We start from the raw sequence: 18,181 nt of genomic DNA, 5'->3' as shown, positions 1-18,181 counted from the left end.
ATCCGGCGTGTTACCCGGAGTTCACCATTCCGCTTTCGTCGGACCACCGGAATCAGTGGTCCGTGCCCATTTCCGGAAATCGACACCCTTTCGCCCTATCGTCGGTAGCCCGGCGCCGGGAGTTTCGGTATCACGCGCGGAAAACATGAAGGGAATCAGCGGGATTTCGCATTCCGGACGGCGATGCCCAGCAGTTCCGCGGCCGGACCGGCGAGCCGCCGCCCGGCGGGCCACACCGCGCGCAACTCCCGGCCGAAGTCGACGCCGTCCACCGCGACCGCGACGAGCCGCCGGTCGGCGACGTCCCGGGCGATGGCGAGTTCGCTGATCACCGCCGGTCCGGCGCCCGCGATCACCGCGTTGCGGACGGCGGAGGCGGAACCCAGTTCCAGCAACGGTTTCGCCGGACCGACCCCGGCCTTGCGCAGTGCGGCGTCCACCGTTTCCCTGGTCCCGGAACCGAGTTCACGCACCACGAGCGGCGTGATCGCCAACTCGGCCGCGGTCACCGGGCGGCGTTTGCGCGCCCACGGATGACTCGCGGGCACGACGAGGACGAGACGGTCGGTCGCCACCCGACGGGACGAGAGACCGGGCAGCGAACCGGGCGATTCGACGAAGCCGAGATCGACCTTGCCCTCGCGCGCCATTTCGGCGGCCTGGTCGGAGTTGGTGACCTCCAGCCCGAGGTACAGCCCGGGGTCGCCGCGTTTGAGCTCGCCGATCCAGCCCGGCACCAGGTACTCGGCCAGTGTCATGCTCGCGGCGACCCGCAGATGCGCCTCGTGCTGGGTGCGCAGCGCCTCGGCGCCGTCGAGCAGACCGTCGAGTTCGGACAGCACGCGATGCGCCCAGCCCGCGATGACCCGGCCGTCGGGGGTGAGCGCGGAGCCGCGCCGCGTACGGTCGACCAGCACCAGCCCCAGCCGTCGCTCGACTGTGGACAGTCGTTTGCTCGCGGACGGCTGCGCGATCCCGAGGCTGGCCGCGGCCTGCCCGATACTGCCGAGCTCGTCCACGAGCACGAGCAGGCGCAGGGAGTCCAGGTCGGGTGTGGTCATAGCCCAAGTGTATGACCTACCCCCGGTATTCCCGGCTACCGAGCCCACCCCGGCCGGGCGAAGCTCGAACCATGAGCACCACGCACGCGAGACCGACGAAGCCCTACCTCACGGCCTTGGCCGTCACCGGCGCCGGAGTGGCCGCCGCGTACCTGGTCGGCACCGCTTTCCCGGTCGTCAGCGCGCTCACCATCGCCGTCGTGCTCGGCATCCTCACCGGCTCGCTGTCGTCGGTGTCGGAGGAGACCCGGAAGGCCATCGCCGGGATCACCAAGAAGCTGCTTCGCGCCGGCGTCGTGCTTCTCGGTCTGCAACTCTCGCTCCCGGCCGTCCTCGCGCTCGGCCCCGGGACCCTGCTCGCCGTCGTGCTCACGGTCGGCATCACGTTCCTCGGCACCATCGGCCTCGGCAGGCTCCTCGGCGTGCCACGCGGCCTGGCGATGCTGGTCGCGACCGGCTTCTCGATCTGCGGCGCGTCCGCCATCGCCGCCATGGAAGGCGTGGTGAAACGCGAAGACTCCGACGTCGCGACCGCGGTCGCACTGGTCACCTTCTACGGCGGGCTGGCCATCGCCGCGGTCCCGTTGATCGGCGGCTGGCTGCGGCTCGACGCGGCCCGTATCGGCGAATGGGCCGGACTCAGCGTGCACGAGGTCGCGCAGGTCGTCGCCGCGGCCACCCCGGCGGGCAGTGCCGCCATCGCGGTCGCGATCGTGATCAAGCTCAGCCGGGTGGTCCTGCTCGCCCCGATGGTCGCCGCGGTCGGCGTGCACGAACGGAATCGTCCCGTCGACGGCAAGCGGCCGCCGCTGGTGCCGTTGTTCGTTCTCGGCTTCCTCGCGATGGCCGCCCTGCGCAGCACCGGGATCGTGCCGGGCCTCGCGCTCGACGTCGCCAAGATCGCCTGCACGCTGCTGCTGGCCGGAGCGCTGTTCGGGCTGGGCTGCGCGGTCCGGATCGGCACGCTCCTCCGCACCGGCGGCCGCGCCCTGGTGCTCGGGCTGCTCTCCACCCTGCTGGTCGGGACCACCGCGCTGGTCACGCTGACCGTGCTCGGCTGAGGACCGCGACCGCGAGCAGCGCGACCACGCCGCCGGTGACCATCACGGCCGGGACGGACACCGCGTCGACGACCAGCCCGCCGAGCAACGCACCGGCCGAAAGGGTCGCCTGGAACGACGAGGTGAACAGCACCGACGCCGCCTCGGGCGCCTGCGGAGCCGCCCTGGCGAACCACGTTCCCGAACAGACCGGGACGGCACCGTAGGCGAATCCCCAGACCACCAGCAGCGCCAGCGCGCCCGGTTTCGTACCGCCGAGGAACGGCAACGCGCAGGTCACCACGCCGATCAGGCCCGCCGCGGTGAGGAAGGTCAGCCGGAGGTCGCGCGCGATCGCCGCCCCGGCCACGAAGTTGCCGGCGATCCCGGCGGTGCCGTAGACGAACAGGAAGACGGTGATCAGCTCCGGGCTCACCTGCGTCACCTGGCGCAGGAGCGGCGTGACGTAGGTGTAGGTCCCGAAATGGGCGAGCACGACCAGCACCGTGACGAGCAGCCCGAGCTGGGTCGCCCGCTGACGGGTCATCTCGCGCAGGACGCCGAGCCGGGTCGCACCCGCCGACGGCAGTGGGGGCAAGGCCAACGCCAGCGCCACGAGGACACCGGCCGTGAACACCGCCATCACGGCGAAAGCCGCCCGCCAGCCGAAAAGTTCGCCGAGGAAGGTGCCCGCGGGCACGCCCAGCACGGAGCCGAGCGGGACGGCGGAGAAGATCACCGCGGTCGCCGTGCCCGCGCGTTCCGGGCCGACGAGCCGGGCGGCGAGCCCGGACCCGATCGCCCAGAAGGCGCCGATCACCAGCCCGACGAGGACTCGCGAGACCAGCACGGCCCAGTACGCCTGCGCCGTCGCGGCGAGGACGTCGGACAGCGCCAGCACCACCATCAGCGCGCACAGCAGGATCCGGCGGTCGAGCCGTCCGGCGGCGACGGTGACCGCTGGGGCCGCGAGCGCGGCGAGGAACCCCGGCAGGGTCATGGTCAGGCCCGCCGTCCCCGGCGTGATCCGGAAGTCCTCGCCGATCGGGGTCAGGAGGCCGATCGGCAGGATCTCCGTGGTGACGAGGGAGAAGATCCCGAGCGTCACCGCGAGGACGGCGAGCCATCCCTTCAGCGGGGTCCGCGCGGAGGTGTCGAGGGTCGAAGCGGTCATGTGCTCCAGCCCATCACCGCGCGGGCACCGCGGTCTGGCGGATTCGCGACGTTGATCTAGGGCGTGTTTCACAAGTCTGTTCGATGGGCTTCGTGATCCAGGTGGTTCCTGAGGGTGCGGGCGGATCGGCCTCGTACCGGGTCGTACTCGGCCGCATCCGCCCGTGCCGTCAGGGACCGCCTGGGCGCGAAGACCGCGAACATGACTTGTGAAACACGCCCTAGGTACGGGACCGCTGGGTCACGACGATGCAGGCGACGACGATCAGCGCGGTGACCGGAGCGGCGGCCGGGAGGTGCTCACCGAGCAACAGGACCGCCCAGACCAGCGTCAGCAGCGGCTGGGCGAGCTGCAACTGGCTCGCCCGCGCGACGCCGATCTCCGCCATTCCCCGGTACCAGGCGAAAAACCCGCCGAACTGCGAGATGAGCGCGACGTACAGCAGGCCGACGATCCCTTCGCCGGTGATGTGCAGCGGCTCGGTCGCGAGCCCGAAGACGGCGAACGCGCCGGTGACCGGCAGCGCCATCACCAGCGCCCAGGCGATCACGTGCCAGCCCGCCATCTCCCTGGCCAGCCTGCCGCCCTCGGCGTACCCGAACGCGCACAGCACGAGCGCGCCGAACAGGAACAGGTCCGCTGTGGACAGTCCGCCGCCGCTCTGCGCGACGGTGAACACCACGACCGCGCTCGCGCCGACCGCGGCGGCGAGCCAGAACCGGCGGGACGGCCGGTTCCCGGTCAGCTTCGAGGAGATGACGGCGGTGGCCAGCGGCAGCAGCCCGATCACCACCGCGGAATGCGCCGTCGACGACGTCTTGAGCGCGAGCGTGGTCAGGATCGGGAAGGCGAGGACGCAGCCGAGGGAGACCACGGCCAGGCCCCGCCATTGGTCGCGCCTCGGCAGCGGCACCCGGAAGACCCGGAGACAGGTACCGGCGACCAGCGCGGCCAGGACACTGCGCAGCCCGGTGGCGGTCCACGGGTCGAAGCCCTTGAGCGCCCACACGGTGGCGGGGAACGTGAACGAGAAGGCGAGGACACCCAGCGCCGCCAGCGCGGTCCCGGAGCGGACCGCTACTGCCCGGTCCGCGATAGCGCTATCATCCAGTCTCATGTCCGATGGTAGCAGCGTCACCAGCCTGGTCACACAGCTGCGGTCCACTTTGGAGCGCTATCCAATCGATGGAAAGCTGCCGTCCAGCCGGGAGCTGGTCCGGGAGCTGAAGGTGAGCCCGGTGACGGTGTCGCGCGCCATCGCCGCGCTGGCCGCCGAAGGACTGGTGATCACCCGCCCCGGAGCCGGCGTCTTCCGCGCGCCGCCACCCCGTGAAGCGGCCGTGTCCGGCGACGTGTCGTGGCAGGAGGTGGCGCTGAGCTCGCAGTCCGGCACCCGCGCGATCGACGCGAGCGGCGTGCTCACCGCGCTGAGCGACCCGCCTTCGGGCGTCATCGACCTCAACGGCGGGTACACGCATCCGAGCCTGCAGCCGGAACGCGAACTCGCCGCGGCGTCGGCCCGCGCCGGCCGTCGTCCCGGCGCGTGGACGCGGCCGCCGATCTGCGGCCTGCCCGAACTGCGGGCCTGGTTCGCCCGCGACATCGGCAGCCCGGTGAACGTCGAGAACGTACTGGTCACCTCGGGCGGGCAGAGCGCGCTGACCACGGCGTTGCGCGCGCTCGGCGCTCCCGGCGCGCCGGTGCTGGTGGAATCCCCGACGTACCCAGGGATGCTCGCGATCGCGCGGGCGTCCGGACTGCGGCCGGTCCCGGTGCCGATCGACCGCGACGGCGTCCGGCCAGGACTGCTCGCGGACGCCTTCCGCGAGACCGGCGCCCGGTTGTTCGTCTGCCAGCCCGCGTTCCAGAACCCGACCGGCGCGGTGCTGTGCGCCGAACGCCGCGCCGAGGTGCTGCGGATCGCCCGTGCCGCGGGTGCTTTCGTGATCGAGGACGATTTCGCCCGGCTGATGGCGCATCCCGGCAGCCCGGCTCCCCCGCCGCCGCTCGTGGCCGACGATCCCGACGGGGTCGTGGTACACATCCGCTCGCTCACGAAACCGGCGTCGCCGAGCCTGCGGATCAGCGCGCTGGCCGCCCGCGGCCCGGCACTGGAACGGCTGCGCGGCCTCCACGCCGTCGAGAGCTTCTTCGTACCGCGGCCGCTGCAGGAAACCGCGCTCGAACTGGTGAGCTCCCCGGCGTGGTCCCGGCACCTGCGGACTCTCGCGGCCTCGTTGCGGGAACGCCGTGACGTGGCCGTCTCGGCGTTGCGGGAGTTCCTGCCGTCCTGGCAGGCCGTCCCGGTCCCGACCGGGGGCTACCACCTGTGGCAGCCACTCCCCGGTTTCGTCGACGAAGTAGCGCTGACCAGCGCCGCTTTCCGCGCGGGAGTAGCGGTCACCCCGGGCAGGATGTACTTCGCGGCCGAGGCGCCGGGGCCCTATCTGCGCCTGAGCTACGTCAGCGCCGCGACGGGCGCGCAGCTGCGCGACGGGATCCAACGCCTTTCCCAGGCGTACCAGGAGCTCCCCGGTTGACGTCTCGTACGATCGCCCACGGAGGCGACGAGAAGGCATGACTCAGCCGGCGGCGGAGCCGCACGATGCACCCGGCAGGCTCTGGGAGCTGCTCGACGACGGCCAGCGCAAGGCGCTGCGGGCCGAGGCCGAACTGCGCCGGTACCCGGCGGGAACGGTGATCATCCGCGAGGGCGACCGCTCGGACTGGGTGCTGATCCTGATGACCGGGCGGGTCAAGATCACGTCGGTGTCCACCGGCGGTTACGACGCCGTGCTGGCCGTGCGGGATCCGGGCGACATCATCGGCGAGATGGCGTCGATGGACGGCAGCCTGCGCTCGGCCACCGCGATCGCCGTCGAGCCGGTCACCGGCCTGTGGTTGTCCGCGCGGGCGTTCAACTCCGTGCTCCGCGAGCATCCCGGTATCTCCGTGGTCCTGCTCCGGATCATCACCTCACGTCTGCGCTACGCCAACTCGCGCCGGACCGAATTCGGGGACAGCACCGCCGCCGAACGCATCGCCGCCATCCTCGTCGACCTTGCCGAGCGCTACGGCGTGCCCGTCGCCGAAGGCACCCTGATCGCGCTGAAGATCAACCAACGCGACCTGGCGGGACTCGCTTCCGCGTCGCGGGAAGCCGTCGCGCGGACCCTGCGGACCTTGCGCGCAGACGGGCTGCTCAGTACCGGACGCCAGCGGCTGGTCGTCCGGAGCCTGAACGACCTCAGGCAACTGGCCCCCGACGACCACTGAGCCGCCGCGGCAGCCCCCTCATCGGCGCCCGGCTCTCCAGCGAAGCAGGGTCCGATGGCGGTCCACCCGCGCCCCGAACCGGGTGAGCGTTTCGTGCACGGCCGGGTCGCCGGGGTCGAACATGACGCGATCGCGCACCAGGGCGCCCAGTTCGATGATCAGCGGCCCCGCCAGGTCGTCATGGACCCTGAGAATCGTCAGCGAAGCCAGGCCGCTCTGCTTCTTGTGCCAGGCGAGGACGTCGACGCGGACCGGCGCCCTCCGGAACCGGCGCACACCCATGGCGACGAGCCCCGCGACACCCTGGCACAGCAATTCCAGCACCAGGAACGGCAACAAGAAGAGTCCCAGCAGCAAGTACATCGGGACATGCACGAGTGCTTCCAAGAAGACCAGCAGCCCGAAAGCGCCCGTCGCCACCTTGTCCAGAGGTCCGTTGTCTTCGGTCTCGTCTCGAGCCTTGGGTTCGTCGTCGAGGTAGAGCCCCCAGTCCGGGGTGAGCTTGTAGTGCCGGTAGCCGCCGGCGAGCCCAGCGAACGGCTGGACCCACCGGCGCCACGGGGCGAACCGGCGATCGACCGCCCATTCGCGCCCCTCCGGATCGAACACCTTCATCGCCCTCCCCCTCTCGATCTCGCCCCGTGTCGGCGGGATCGAGCTTGGCAGGAAGAGCAGCGTCGTTCTGCGTCACCTGACACAGAACGCGAGATCGGTTGTACGCGCCTTGTACGACCGAAAAGGACGCTGATGCCCCGTCACCCGGAAACCATCCAGGACGGAGCAATCCCTTGAAGATCTCTCGCGTCGCACAGGGCCTGTTCGCGGCCCTCGTCGCCATCGCGGCGGTCGGCGCCTTCCCTGTCACCTCATTCGCCGCGACCGCCGCCGTCGGGAACACGGTGGTGTACAAACAGAAAACAGAAGGTTACGACTGCTTCAGAATCCCCGCGATCGTCAAAGCGAACAACGGTGAGCTGCTCGCGTTCGCCGAAGGACGCAACGGCGGCGCCAGCTTCTGCAACGACCGCGGCGACATCGATCTCGTCGTCAAACGCTCCGCCGACAACGGCAAGACCTGGAGCGCCCCGAAGATCGTCATCGAAGGTTTCGGTGACACCAAAGGAAACCCGACCCCGATCGTGATTCCCTCCACCGGGCGGATCGTGCTGCTGTCGGTGATGGAATGCGTCAAGAACCCGGACTGCAACAGGATTCCGCGTGTTTCGATCAGCGACGACCACGGCAAGACGTGGACCGCGCCGAAGGTGCTCACCACACAACTCGGGTTCGACACCGCGCCGGGCTGGCTCGCGACCGGCCCGTCGCACGGCATCGTGCTGACGCGCGGCGCGCACGCCGGCCGGATCGTCGCCGGGATGAGTTACACCATCGACGGCAAGAACAGCGGCGCGCTCGTCTACAGCGACGACCAGGGTGTCACGTGGAAACGCGGCGCCACCGACACCCCGGCGACGACGGCCGGGCTCAACCCGCAGGAGATCAGCGTCACCGAACTGCTCGACGGGCGCGTCTACGCCGCGGCGCGCAACCAGGCCAACAACGACAACAAATGCCTGAGCGGCGGCGCGAAGAACCGTGCCTACGCCATCAGTTCCGACGGAGGGGCGAGCTTCTCCACCAAGTTCACCTTCGAGGAGGACTTGATCACGCCGGTCGTGCAGGCCTCGACCGCCCGGATGACCGCGACCGACAAGGCGGGCAAGTACAACCGGATCCTGTTCGCCGCGCCGTCGGTCTGCGACCGCCGCAAGGAACTCGTCGTGCGGTCGTCGTTCGACGAGGGCGCGAACTGGCAGGGCAACTCCGCCGGAACCCTGGTGTGGAGCGGTGACGCCGCGTACTCCGACATGGTCCAGCTTTCGTCGGGCTCGGTCGGCGTGCTGTACGAAGCGGGCCCGGCAGGCAACGCCAACGAGACCATCCGCTTCTCGACCGTCACCGAGACGACCCTCGGCGCCCCGGTCTGCGGCGGCGGATACGGCGTGATCGACTCGGCGCCGCTCGGGACGGCGGGCACGGTTTACCTGTCCTACAACGCTTCCAACGGACAGAACTGTGTCAGCACGATGAAGAGCGAGGCGGCGGGCACCGCGACCGCGACGTCGGCCTACCTCGAGGTGTCGGGGTCGGCCCGGGTCACCGACTCCGGTTCGTTCTCGTGGTTCGCCGGTCCGGTGCGGGCGGCCGCGGCGGGCAAATGCGTGAAATGGGGCGGTTCCGCGGGCGGGAGCAAGTACGACAGCCCGTCCGAACACTGCGGCTGAGCACTGGGTCTCGTGAGTGGCGAGGACGGTTAGAACCGTCCTCGCCACTCACGAGGTCACGCGCGGCGCGTCACCCACCAGAGCCTCGCGCCCAGCAGCGCGGCGACCGCGGCCGCGCCGGTGAGCCACCAGAACGTCGCACGGAAGGCCGCCTCCGCGCCCGCGGGCAGCAGATTCGCCAGCACGACGGCGAACAGAGCCGTCCCGGCGGCACCGCCGACCCGGCTGACGATGTTGATCTGCGCGGCGGCGTCGGGCAACTGGTCCTTGGTGACGGCCGCGTATCCGGCCGTGGTCGCGGGCATCAGCAGGAAGGCCACGGCGATTCCCCTGGCCAGCAACAGGATCTGCACGACGACGCCGTCCGGCGGGAAACCGCCGATGGCGAAGGGGACGGTGGTGGCGAGCGTCGCGACACTCCCCCAGGCGGCGACCAGGCCCGCGCCGTAGCGGTCGGTGAGCTTGCCGGAGATCGGCAACGCGATCGCCGAACCGAGCCCGAGCCCCATCAGCAGCAGCCCCGTCTCGACGACCCCGTTCCCGCCCAGCACCTGGAAGTACAGCGGCAGCAGGAAAAGCGCGCCGAACAACGCGGGCGCGGCGAAGAAGGACAACGCGACCGCCGCGGTGTAGACGCGGCCGGAGAACAACGTCAGGTCCATCACCGGGTTCTCCCGGCCCCACGACCGCCGGACGAACAGCGCCAGCAGCACGACCCCGGCGACGAGCGGCACCAGCACTCCCGCGCCGAACTCCTCGCCACCTTCACCCCAGGTGGTGAGCCCGTACAGCAGCGCCGGGATTCCCGCGCTCACCAGGACGAAACCGAGCCAGTCGGGCCGGGTCGCCGCGCCCTTCGTACCGCGAGGCACCAGACGCAGCCCGAGTACCAGCGCGATCACCCCGACCGGGATGTTGATCAGGAAGAGCCATTCCCAGGAGAGACCGCGCAGCAGGACCCCGCCGAGAACCGGGCCGAACGTCGGGCCGACACTCATCACGATGCCCAGCGTCCCCATGACCCGCCCGAGCCGGGCGGGACCGACCGCCTGGCCGAGCACCGTTTGCCCGGCGGGCAGCAGCAGGCCGGCGGCGAGGCCTTGCAGCACCCGCAGCCCGATCAGCCAGCCGACGTTCCCGGCCAGCGCGCACAGCACCGAAGCCACGGTGAACGCCGCCAGCGACACCAGCCAGACCCGGCCCGCGCCGAAGCGGCGGCTGAGCCAGCCGCACAACGGCAACGCGACCGCCAGCGCGACCAGGTACGCGGTGAAAACCCATTGCACGGAAGCGATTCCGGCGCCGAGCTCGCGGGTGAGCGTCTCGGCCCCGACCGCGAGGACCGTGGTGTCCAGCATGGTCATGAACGCGCCGAGCACGATCACCCAGGCCATCCGCCAGGCCTCGGCCGGAACCTTGTCCGGCGGCGGGGCGGTGTTCGCCCGCCGTTCCAGCGAAACAGCCATCGGGATGTTCTCCTCACGTGCCCGGGGATCTTGACCCGGCTCACGCTAAGACCTCGACTTAAGTAAAGGTCAAGCGAAGAACACCACGATCACTTCGGCGGACGCAGCCGCGGGGAAAGCTTGGTAAGCGCCAATTCCTCCAGCCGGCTCGAGATCTCCGCGAGCCCGGCGTCGAACCGGTCCAGATCCACCCCCTTCTCGGACAGGTCTTCGCGAACGTGTTTTTCGACCTTCGCCCAGTCGTTGCGGTACCGGGTGGCGAGTTCCTTCCACGGCACACCGGCCAGCCCGGCGGTGAGGCCGCCGTCGTAGGCGAGCACGCCGCGCTCCATCAGGTACGCGATGCCCGGGTAACCGAGATATCCCTGCCAGTAGGACCCGTTGTCGTTGGCCGTGATCGATCCGGCGGCCGGATCGTGGCGGACGTCGTAGGTCTTGGCCTTGTCCGACGACGTCACGCGTGCCGTGTCACCGTCGATCTCGACCCGCCCGTCGGCGACCGCGCCGAGCGCCTCGTAGATCTTGATGACCGGGGACGGCTTCCATGCGGTGGCCAACTCAGCCCTCGAGCCTTTCGAGCAGGACGATGTCGACGGTGTCACCCTCCTCTTTGCCGATCGCCTTGCGCACGTCGGCCTTCACCGGCAGCTTGTGGGTGCCGTCCCCCAGCGCCATGAACGAACTCCGGAACGGATGCCCGTCGATCGTCCCGCGCACCTTGACCAGTCCCCTGGTGCCGAAGAACTCGGCGGAGCCGGGCATGATCACGTACGTCCAGCCGCCCTTCTCCGGGCTCTTGAGCAGCTTCGCGGTGAACTGTTTCTTGTCCATGGATCCACCCTACGACAGCGCACCGACGAAACCAGACACTCAGAGGGTGACTCGGATGCGCACGCGGCGGCCGACATCGCGGGCCCACGCCCGGATCGACGGCCAGTCGCGGAAATCGCCGGCCCACGGGCCCGCCGCCATGATCTTCCAGAACAGCCCGCTCGCGGTGTCCGGGGTGAGCTTTCCGCCGAAGGTGGCCGTGCGTTCGGCGTCGATCCTCGCGGCCAGCAGGGCGACCCCGGCGGGCAGGCTCACCCGTTTGCCCGCGGCGAGCGGCCCGCACGGGCCGCTGTGGAACAACCAGACGGGGCGGTTTCGCAGCGCCTCTTCGTGCTCGGCGAGCAGGCGGACCGCCTCCGGGCGCCAGCGCCGGTGATACAGCGCGCTTCCCACGATCACCGCGCCGTACGGCTCGACGTCCTCGACTTCGGCCGCGTCCTGCAGATCGGCCGTCAGCCCGCCTTCCCGCAGCTCGGCGGCGATCACCTCGGCGATCTCCCTGGTCCCACCGGATCGGCCGGCGTGGACGACGAGCACTGCGGTCATGTCCCCATTGTCCGCGCGGCCGCAACCCGTGCCACCGTTCAGCCCATCGACACGCCGCATTCGGCTCACCTCTTCACCCGTCGGAGCGCTACCCGGGAGGCAGGAACGCCGGCCTCGCGGCCGGATCGGGTTCGTCGTAGTAGCGGTGGAACACCGCGGTCTGCCCGCCGGACAGCGGAGGGACGATCCAGCTCCAGTCGGCCTGGCAGCGGCGTCCCGCGCGTTCCTCCTTGGCGATATGCGTGAGGAACCGCCGCGATTCGGTGTGGTGGTCGGCGACGGTCACGCCCGCCGCGTCGAAGGAGTGCTGGACGGCCAGCGTCAGTTCGACCAGCGCCCGGTCGCGCCACAGGGTGCGCTCCGACTTCGTCGACAGGCCCATCAGATCCGCGATCACCGGCAGCAGGTCGTAGCGGTCGGCGTCGGCGAGGTTGCGCGCGCCGACCTCGGTGGCGAGGTACCAGCCGTTGAACGGCGCCGCGGGATAGGTGAGCCCGCCGATGACCAGCCGCATGTTGCTGATCGCCGGGACCGCGTGCCAGCGCAGGCCGAGCCCGGCGAACCACCGGTGGTCGGGATGCGACAACGGGACCTCCAGCACCGCGTCCGGTGGCAGCCGGAACAGGCTCCGCTCTCCCGGCTCGGTCTCGATGAGGAGCGGGAGGACGTCGAAGGAGCCCTTCCGCTCGGGCGGCCGCCAGCCGTGTTCCCGGACGGTCTCGGTGAAGTCGGCGTGGCGCGGATCGCCCAGCACCGAGCCGTCGCCGAGCCGGTAGCCCGCGTACCGGACGAGCTGATCGTTGTGGATCTTCGGGCCGGGTCCCGCAGGGCCGTCCGGCGCGAACACGGTGATGGTCGAGCGGATCCGGCCGCCCCGGGTCGCCTCTCGCAAATGGGTGACGCACTCGTCGGCGATGGCGGAGGCGCCTTCGACGTCGCGGCGGTCCCGCACCTTCAGCCCCTGCCAGTACAGCCTGCCGATGCAGCGAGCGGAGTTCCGCCAGGCCACCCTGGCGCCGAATTCGAGCTCGGCCGTCGTGTGCCGGTAGGTGCCGGTCGCGTCGATCTCGGCGCGGACCCGGTCGAGCCGTGCGTGCAGCCGTGCCTGCCCGCCGTCCGTTTCGGCGTGGAAGAGCCGGAGGAAGTCTTCGGCCTCCGCCACGTCCACGCTCCGTTCCCGCGGCCGTACCTCCGGAGGCAAGCGAGGGATATCCGTCACCCGCATGGACGCCGTCGCCACCTCGGCCTCCCACTCTCCGAATTCGACGCCGGCACCGGCGGCGGGAACGATCACCATTCCTCCTGCACTCGGAAAATGCCCGGAGGCTCATGCCTGATCGGCGAGCTGGCCGGGTCCGGACCAGACGAAAGACGATACCCCACAGAAAGACGGCCACGATCCACCAAATGGCAGAAGCTTCGGCCGCGATGACATTTCAGCAGGTGGAAAGCTTGCCGACGACAATATTTGGAATTAAGTAAGACTTCGAGGGATATTCACCGAATTCACCTCGGACGAAACGATCACACGCGAGCCAAGATCACTTTATGATCGTCATTTATCACTCTTTCGAGCGTATTCGACCTCCGAGTCTTCTACTCTTTCCCCCTGCCGGTGTATTGACCCGGTTCCGCCGTCGCTAGAGTGCTGGGAGATCCAACGGAAAGGAAAATCGTGGTCGACAGGCGGATTCCGGTCATCCTGGTCGCGGGCTTCCTCGGCTCCGGCAAGACCACCCTGCTCAACCACCTGCTGGCCAACCGGCAGGGTGCGCGGATCGGGGTCGTGGTCAACGACTTCGGCAGCATCGCGGTCGACGCGATGGCCGTCTCCGGCCAGGTCGACACCATGATGTCGTTCGGCAACGGCTGCCTGTGCTGCGCCGTCGACGCGAGCGGCCTCGACGCCATGCTCGCGAAGCTTTCCGAGGCCGAGGCGGGGATCGACGTCATCGTGATCGAAGCCAGCGGGCTCGCCGAACCACGTGACCTCATCCGCCTGATGATCGCCAGCGAGAACCCCGTCATCGCCTACGGCGGTCTGGTCGAGCTCGTCGACGCCGCCGAGTTCGAATCGACCCGGAAGCGGCACCCGGAACTGGACGAGCACCTCGGGTTCGCCGACCTGGTCGTGCTCAACAAGACCGACCGGGCCGACGAGGAGACCCTGGCCAAACTGCGCGGCACGATCGACGAGATCGCGCCCGGCACGCCGGTGATCGCCACCTCCCACGGCCGGATCGACCCGACCCTGTTCTTCGACGCCCGGCCGCGCGAACGGGTGGGCCAGATGTCGTTCGACGACCTCCGCGAGGAGGAACACGACCACGAGCACCACTTCCACACCGCGTACGACAGCGTCGCCTTCACGACCGAGCGCCCGCTGGACCCGCGACGGCTGATGGACTTCCTCGAACAGCGCCCCGGCGGGCTCTACCGGATCAAGGGCTTCCTCGACTTCGGCCCGAACGGCACGCGGTCCCGGTTCGGCCTGCACACGGTGGGCTCGTTCATCCAGCTGGAGCGGTCGGCGTGGCCGTCCGGCCTGCCGCGCCGGAGCGAGCTGGTGCTCATCGGTTCGGGAATCGACACCGAGGCCGTCACCGCGCGCCTGGAAGCCTGTGTCGCGGATGATCCCGAGGTCGTCGACGAACGCGGCATGCTGCGCGTGCTGCGGTTCATTCAGGACTGAACCGGGTCTGACACGCCGAAGGCGGAAATACCGGGAATCGCGGCGCGTCTGCTTGACACTGTTTTCCGGAAGGAATCTCGAGCTGGACCACCTGTATCGGGAGGACAGTTCCATGACGAACACCGCCGGACGCTGGTACCTGGTCGGCGCGCTGCCGGAAGACTCCCCCGCCGCGCATCTGATGACCCGCTCCGAAGACCTCCGGTACCGGCGTTCCGCCTGCGGGGACAAGGAATCCCGCCTGTGGACGCCGGTGGACCTCACCACCACCGACGTCGCCCCGTGCCCACGCTGCGCCGCGACCCTGCCCGGCCACCGGTCCAGCCGCAAGGCCGAACCCGCCGTGAACACACAACTCGCTTTCGACCTGCCACTCTGATCCGCGTTTAGTCCTCTGAATGCGGTAGTTGCGCGCGCAAGGACCGCATTCAGAGGACTAAACGCCTTCTTTCTTCGCCCGGCTCGGCGCCACCCGGGGCGGCTCGTTCGGCATCTTCGGGTAGACGGGCGGCCAAGGCGCGTCCATGAGCCCGTTCGCCATGTCCTTCTTGGACATTTCCAGCAGCGACTCGATCGACTGCGGTTCCGTTGCCGCCCAAGGGTCTCCGCGTTCGGCGAGGCGGGCGGGCACAGTGGACAGGGTGAGCTTGTCCGGCTCGACGGTCTCCAGTTCGTCCCAGCCGATCGGCGTCGACACCTGCCCGCCGACCCGCGGCCGCACGCACCACGCGCCGAACACCGTCTTGTGCGGCGCGTTCTGGTTGAAGTCGACGAACACGCGGGAGCCGCGTTCCTCCTTCCACCACTGCGCCGTCATCTCCTCCGGGTGGCGGCGTTCGAGTTCGCGGGCGAGCGCGACGGCGGCCGCTCGGACCTCGTAGCCGTCCCACCGCGGCTCCAATGGCACGTAGAGGTGGAGGCCGCGCGAGCCCGAGGTCTTCAGTTGCGCCGTGATGCCCAGCTCCTCGAGCAACGCCTTCGTGAGGACGGCACCGTGCCGCAGCTCGGGGAACCCGATCCCCGGCGACGGGTCGAGGTCGATCCGCAGCTGATCACTGATGTCCGGCGCGGCGGCCCGGTTCGGCCAGACGTGGAAACCGAGACACCCTTGATTGACCGCCCAGATGACGTGCGCGAGGTCCTTCGCCACGAGCGCGTCCGAAGTGGTCCCGTTCGGAGTGGACACCACCGTCGTGGTCAGCCAGTCAGGGGCGTTCTTCGGGACCCGCTTCTGGAACCACGATTTCCCGCCGGCACCGTCGGGATAGCGTTCCAGCAACAAGGGCCGGTCGCCGAGCTGGGCCAGCAGCGGGACCGAGACCGCGCGGTAGTACTCGACGAGGTCCAATTTGGTCTCGCCGCGCTCCGGGAAATAGACCTTGCCCGGATTGGACACCGTGAACTCGACGCCGTCGAGGTCCAGCGTGACCGGCTCCGCCTTCATGTTTCCCCCAGCTCGGTGAACAAGGTGGCCAGCTCGGCGGGCGGGACCTCTTCGAGCTGCGCGTACGTGCACGAGGCGGGCTCGCGGTCGGGACGGAAGCGCACGAGCCTCCCGCCGTGCCGGAACCTGGTGCCTTCGACGTGTTCGTAGCGGACCTCGGCGACCCATTCGATGCGGACCGGCTCCCAGCTCAGGTCCTTCTTCGGCGCCCACCGGCTGCCCGCGCCCGGCATCCGGCCGCCCGCCTCCTCGTGGGCCTCGGCCCACTCGCGCCAGGGGTGGTCCTCCAGCGCGTTTTCCCGCAGCGGCGCGAGCTCGTCCACCAGCTCACGGCGCCTCGCGGCGGTGAAACTGCTGGCCACGCCCACATGATTCAGGACGCCTTCCTCGTCGTAGAGCCCGAGCAGAAGCGACCCGACGCCCGCACCGTCCTTGTGCCACCGGAATCCGGCGACGACGCAGTCCGCGGTGCGCTGATGCTTGACCTTCCACATCACCCGCTTGTCCTGCTCGTACGGCGCGTCGGCCGGTTTGGCCATCACGCCGTCGAAACCCGCGCCCTCGAAGCGGGTGAACCAGTCCTGTGCGACGTCGGGATCCTCGGACAGCGGGGTGAGGTGCACCCGGGCGAACTTCGTGTCGACCACGCTTTCGAGCAGCTTCCGCCGCTCCCCGAACGGTTCCGGCGTGAGATCCCGGTCGTCCAGGGCGAGCAGGTCGAACACGACGAAACTGGACGGCGTCTCCTCGGCCAGCTTCTTCACCCGGGACGCCGCCGGATGCAGACGCAGCTGCAGCGCCTCGAAATCGAGCCCGCCCTCGGTGACCAGCACGATCTCGCCGTCGACGACGCAGCGCTCGGGCAGCGCTTCCTTGAGCAGCTCGACCAGCTCGGGGAAGTACCTCGTCAGCGGCCTGTCGTTGCGCGAGCCCAGCACGACCTCGTCGCCGTCGCGGAAGACCACGCAACGGAAGCCGTCCCACTTCGGCTCGTACAGCAGCCCCGGCGTGCGCGGCAGTTCGTGCACGGCCTTGGCCAGCATCGGCTTGACGGGCGGCATCACGGGCAGTTCCACGAGGCGATCCTAAGCCGCGTCACCGACAAAAGCGCGACGTCAGAGCTCGGCCAGGAGGAGCCCGCTGCGGGGTTTCGGTGTGAAGTAGGTGGCCTTCCTCGGCATCCGCGCCCCGGCCGCGTGCACGGCGAGTACCTCCGCGTACGGGACCGGGGCCAGCAGCAGCACCGCGTCCGCGTCCTCGGGCACCGGAACGCCGGGCAGCAACGGCCGCACGTGGGGGCCTTCCGGATCGACGCCGAGTGCCCCGCGGAGCAACTCCTGCTCGACCACCGCGTGGTCGCCGCCCGCCTTGCCGAGCGGCACCCGGAACGCCGACGTCCCCGCCACCACGGTCACCTCGCCCGCCTCCGACGGCGGATCCGCCGGACCGGGGCGGACGTCGTACCCCGCTTCCGTCCAGCGCCGGACCAGGGTGTCCGCGTCGAGACCGGTGCCGGCGAGCACCCGGTGGATGGGCCCGATCCGCAGCCCCGGCCCGCCGGTGACCAGCGCCAGCAACGCCCCGCGCCCGGAGGCCGCGGCGGCCGCGACGCGGTGGTTGCCGTCCGCGACCAGGAGATCCAGGCCGTCCAGGGTCGCCAGCAGTTCGTCCTGGTCTTCGCCGGGGCCGGCGAGCCACAGTTCGTGCTTACGACCCGCGCCGTCCACTGTGGACAGGCTGGGCACCCGGCCGCGGCAGATCCGTTCGATCAGCGCGGTCAGCTCGCGGCCGCCGGTCGCGGGGACCAGCATCGCGGCGCTCGTCGCGACACCGAGTCCGGCGAGCATCGCGGCCCGTTCCGCGACGACGTCCGGATAGACGTCCTCGGTGTGCCGGACCCGGGTCACGCCGTCGTCGCGGACCGCGGCGGGGTCGACCAGGCAGAGCACCCCCAGCGCGACGCCGTCCGGCCCGTCGATGCGATACGGCGCGACCACCGCGGAGACCGGGCGATAGTGCCGCTCCCGGATCCGTTCGAACGTCGCCCTGGCCTGCGGCAACGCGGCCTCGATCGCAAGCCCGCCCGCCAGCGCCGCAGGGGTCCTCGCCGGATGCTGGACCGCCAGCAGGCTGTCGCCGCGGGCCCCGGCGAGCGCGGCGGCCACCCGGTCCGGGTCGGCGAACTCGTCGACGTCGGGCCCCGGGACGGTGTCGCGGACTACCCAGCCACGGTCGATCGGGCGGATCCAGGTGCTCATCCGATCCATTTTGCGGGATAGCTCACGGAAAAAATCGGTCCCATGACCGGGTGTCTCCGTGGAATGCTTACCCATGCGAAGTAGTTGACGTCGTTCATGAGCCTGAGG

At 70.0% G+C, this 18,181-nt stretch carries 18 protein-coding genes; 6 read left to right on the top strand and 12 right to left on the bottom strand.

The features are described from left to right. Positions 1 to 155 precede the first annotated feature (155 nt). Positions 156 to 1,061 carry a LysR family transcriptional regulator gene (locus ED92_RS30235; RefSeq protein WP_037344197.1) on the bottom strand — a complete coding sequence of 302 codons (906 nt, stop codon included), beginning with the start codon at positions 1,059 to 1,061 and terminating at the stop codon, positions 156 to 158. Between the two features lie 71 nt (positions 1,062 to 1,132). On the opposite strand from ED92_RS30235, the gene ED92_RS30230 reads away from it, so the two are divergent. After that, on the top strand, positions 1,133 to 2,122 hold the full coding sequence (locus tag ED92_RS30230) for a YeiH family protein (RefSeq protein WP_037344195.1): 990 nt from the start codon (positions 1,133 to 1,135) through the stop codon (positions 2,120 to 2,122). On the opposite strand, the gene ED92_RS30225 is transcribed toward ED92_RS30230, so the two are convergent. Next, a complete protein-coding gene (locus ED92_RS30225) occupies positions 2,100 to 3,275 on the bottom strand; it encodes an MFS transporter (protein ID WP_081975955.1) in 1,176 nt (391 codons plus the stop codon). The two genes, ED92_RS30230 and ED92_RS30225, sit on opposite strands and share 23 nt — an antisense overlap. 220 nt (positions 3,276 to 3,495) lie before the next feature. Next, a complete protein-coding gene (locus ED92_RS30220; protein ID WP_037344194.1) occupies positions 3,496 to 4,392 on the bottom strand; it encodes a DMT family transporter in 897 nt (298 codons plus the stop codon). Between ED92_RS30220 and ED92_RS30215 the strand changes: the two genes are divergently transcribed. Further along, positions 4,391 to 5,815 (top strand): PLP-dependent aminotransferase family protein, encoded by a 1,425-nt coding sequence (locus ED92_RS30215; RefSeq protein ID WP_037344192.1) that lies wholly within the window; start codon positions 4,391 to 4,393, stop codon positions 5,813 to 5,815. The two genes, ED92_RS30220 and ED92_RS30215, sit on opposite strands and share 2 nt — an antisense overlap. A gap of 37 nt (positions 5,816 to 5,852) precedes the next feature. Continuing rightward, positions 5,853 to 6,551 (top strand): Crp/Fnr family transcriptional regulator, encoded by a 699-nt coding sequence (locus ED92_RS30210; RefSeq protein ID WP_052120931.1) that lies wholly within the window; start codon positions 5,853 to 5,855, stop codon positions 6,549 to 6,551. A gap of 18 nt (positions 6,552 to 6,569) precedes the next feature. Here the strand turns inward: ED92_RS30210 and ED92_RS30205 are convergent, their stop codons facing one another. Beyond that, the gene (locus ED92_RS30205; protein ID WP_037344191.1) at positions 6,570 to 7,166 is read right to left on the bottom strand and encodes a hypothetical protein; all 597 of its coding nucleotides are present in this window, start codon (positions 7,164 to 7,166) and stop codon (positions 6,570 to 6,572) included. Positions 7,167 to 7,339: 173 nt separating this feature from the next. Here ED92_RS30205 and ED92_RS30200 point away from each other — a divergent pair, with 173 nt between their 5' ends. After that, positions 7,340 to 8,836 (top strand): exo-alpha-sialidase, encoded by a 1,497-nt coding sequence (locus ED92_RS30200; RefSeq protein ID WP_037344189.1) that lies wholly within the window; start codon positions 7,340 to 7,342, stop codon positions 8,834 to 8,836. Between the two features lie 56 nt (positions 8,837 to 8,892). Here the strand turns inward: ED92_RS30200 and ED92_RS30195 are convergent, their stop codons facing one another. From ED92_RS30195 to ED92_RS30175, 5 genes are all read right to left on the bottom strand, one after another. After that, on the bottom strand, positions 8,893 to 10,302 hold the full coding sequence (locus ED92_RS30195; protein ID WP_052120929.1) for a DHA2 family efflux MFS transporter permease subunit: 1,410 nt from the start codon (positions 10,300 to 10,302) through the stop codon (positions 8,893 to 8,895). Between the two features lie 89 nt (positions 10,303 to 10,391). After that, positions 10,392 to 10,859, bottom strand: a complete 468-nt coding sequence (locus ED92_RS30190; protein WP_037344187.1) for a hypothetical protein — start codon at positions 10,857 to 10,859, stop codon at positions 10,392 to 10,394. Between the two features lies 1 nt (position 10,860). Next, complete coding sequence (locus tag ED92_RS30185; protein WP_016335596.1) at positions 10,861 to 11,133, bottom strand: DUF1905 domain-containing protein; 273 nt, start codon at positions 11,131 to 11,133, stop codon at positions 10,861 to 10,863. A gap of 39 nt (positions 11,134 to 11,172) precedes the next feature. Beyond that, positions 11,173 to 11,679 (bottom strand): flavodoxin domain-containing protein, encoded by a 507-nt coding sequence (locus tag ED92_RS30180; RefSeq protein ID WP_037344186.1) that lies wholly within the window; start codon positions 11,677 to 11,679, stop codon positions 11,173 to 11,175. Positions 11,680 to 11,767: 88 nt separating this feature from the next. After that, a complete protein-coding gene (locus tag ED92_RS30175) occupies positions 11,768 to 12,976 on the bottom strand; it encodes a nitric oxide synthase oxygenase (RefSeq protein WP_037344185.1) in 1,209 nt (402 codons plus the stop codon). 378 nt (positions 12,977 to 13,354) lie between these two features. On the opposite strand from ED92_RS30175, the gene ED92_RS30170 reads away from it, so the two are divergent. After that, entirely contained in the window at positions 13,355 to 14,371 is a 1,017-nt protein-coding gene (locus tag ED92_RS30170; RefSeq protein ID WP_037344184.1) for a GTP-binding protein, read from the top strand. 112 nt (positions 14,372 to 14,483) lie between these two features. After that, positions 14,484 to 14,750 (top strand): hypothetical protein, encoded by a 267-nt coding sequence (locus ED92_RS30165; RefSeq protein ID WP_037344584.1) that lies wholly within the window; start codon positions 14,484 to 14,486, stop codon positions 14,748 to 14,750. A 57-nt stretch (positions 14,751 to 14,807) separates the two neighbouring features. On the opposite strand, the gene ligD is transcribed toward ED92_RS30165, so the two are convergent. Genes ligD through ED92_RS30150 form a run of 3 tightly spaced genes read right to left on the bottom strand, consistent with a single transcriptional unit; the run spans position 14,808 to position 18,082 of the window. Continuing rightward, positions 14,808 to 15,815, bottom strand: coding sequence for a non-homologous end-joining DNA ligase (ligD, locus tag ED92_RS30160; protein WP_037344183.1), 1,008 nt, complete (start codon positions 15,813 to 15,815; stop codon positions 14,808 to 14,810). Then, positions 15,812 to 16,891, bottom strand: a complete 1,080-nt coding sequence (locus ED92_RS30155) for an ATP-dependent DNA ligase (protein WP_200882761.1) — start codon at positions 16,889 to 16,891, stop codon at positions 15,812 to 15,814. Before ED92_RS30155 ends, ligD begins: the two co-directional genes overlap by 4 nt. A 39-nt stretch (positions 16,892 to 16,930) precedes the next feature. Continuing rightward, the gene (locus tag ED92_RS30150; RefSeq protein WP_081975954.1) at positions 16,931 to 18,082 is read right to left on the bottom strand and encodes a DUF1015 family protein; all 1,152 of its coding nucleotides are present in this window, start codon (positions 18,080 to 18,082) and stop codon (positions 16,931 to 16,933) included. Between the last annotated feature and the right edge of the window lie 99 nt (positions 18,083 to 18,181).

The sequence above is a fragment of the Amycolatopsis sp. MJM2582 genome (assembly GCF_000754115.1).
In the GTDB taxonomy this organism is placed as follows: domain Bacteria; phylum Actinomycetota; class Actinomycetes; order Mycobacteriales; family Pseudonocardiaceae; genus Amycolatopsis; species Amycolatopsis japonica.
This window is presented reverse-complemented; position numbering and strand designations above follow the sequence as displayed.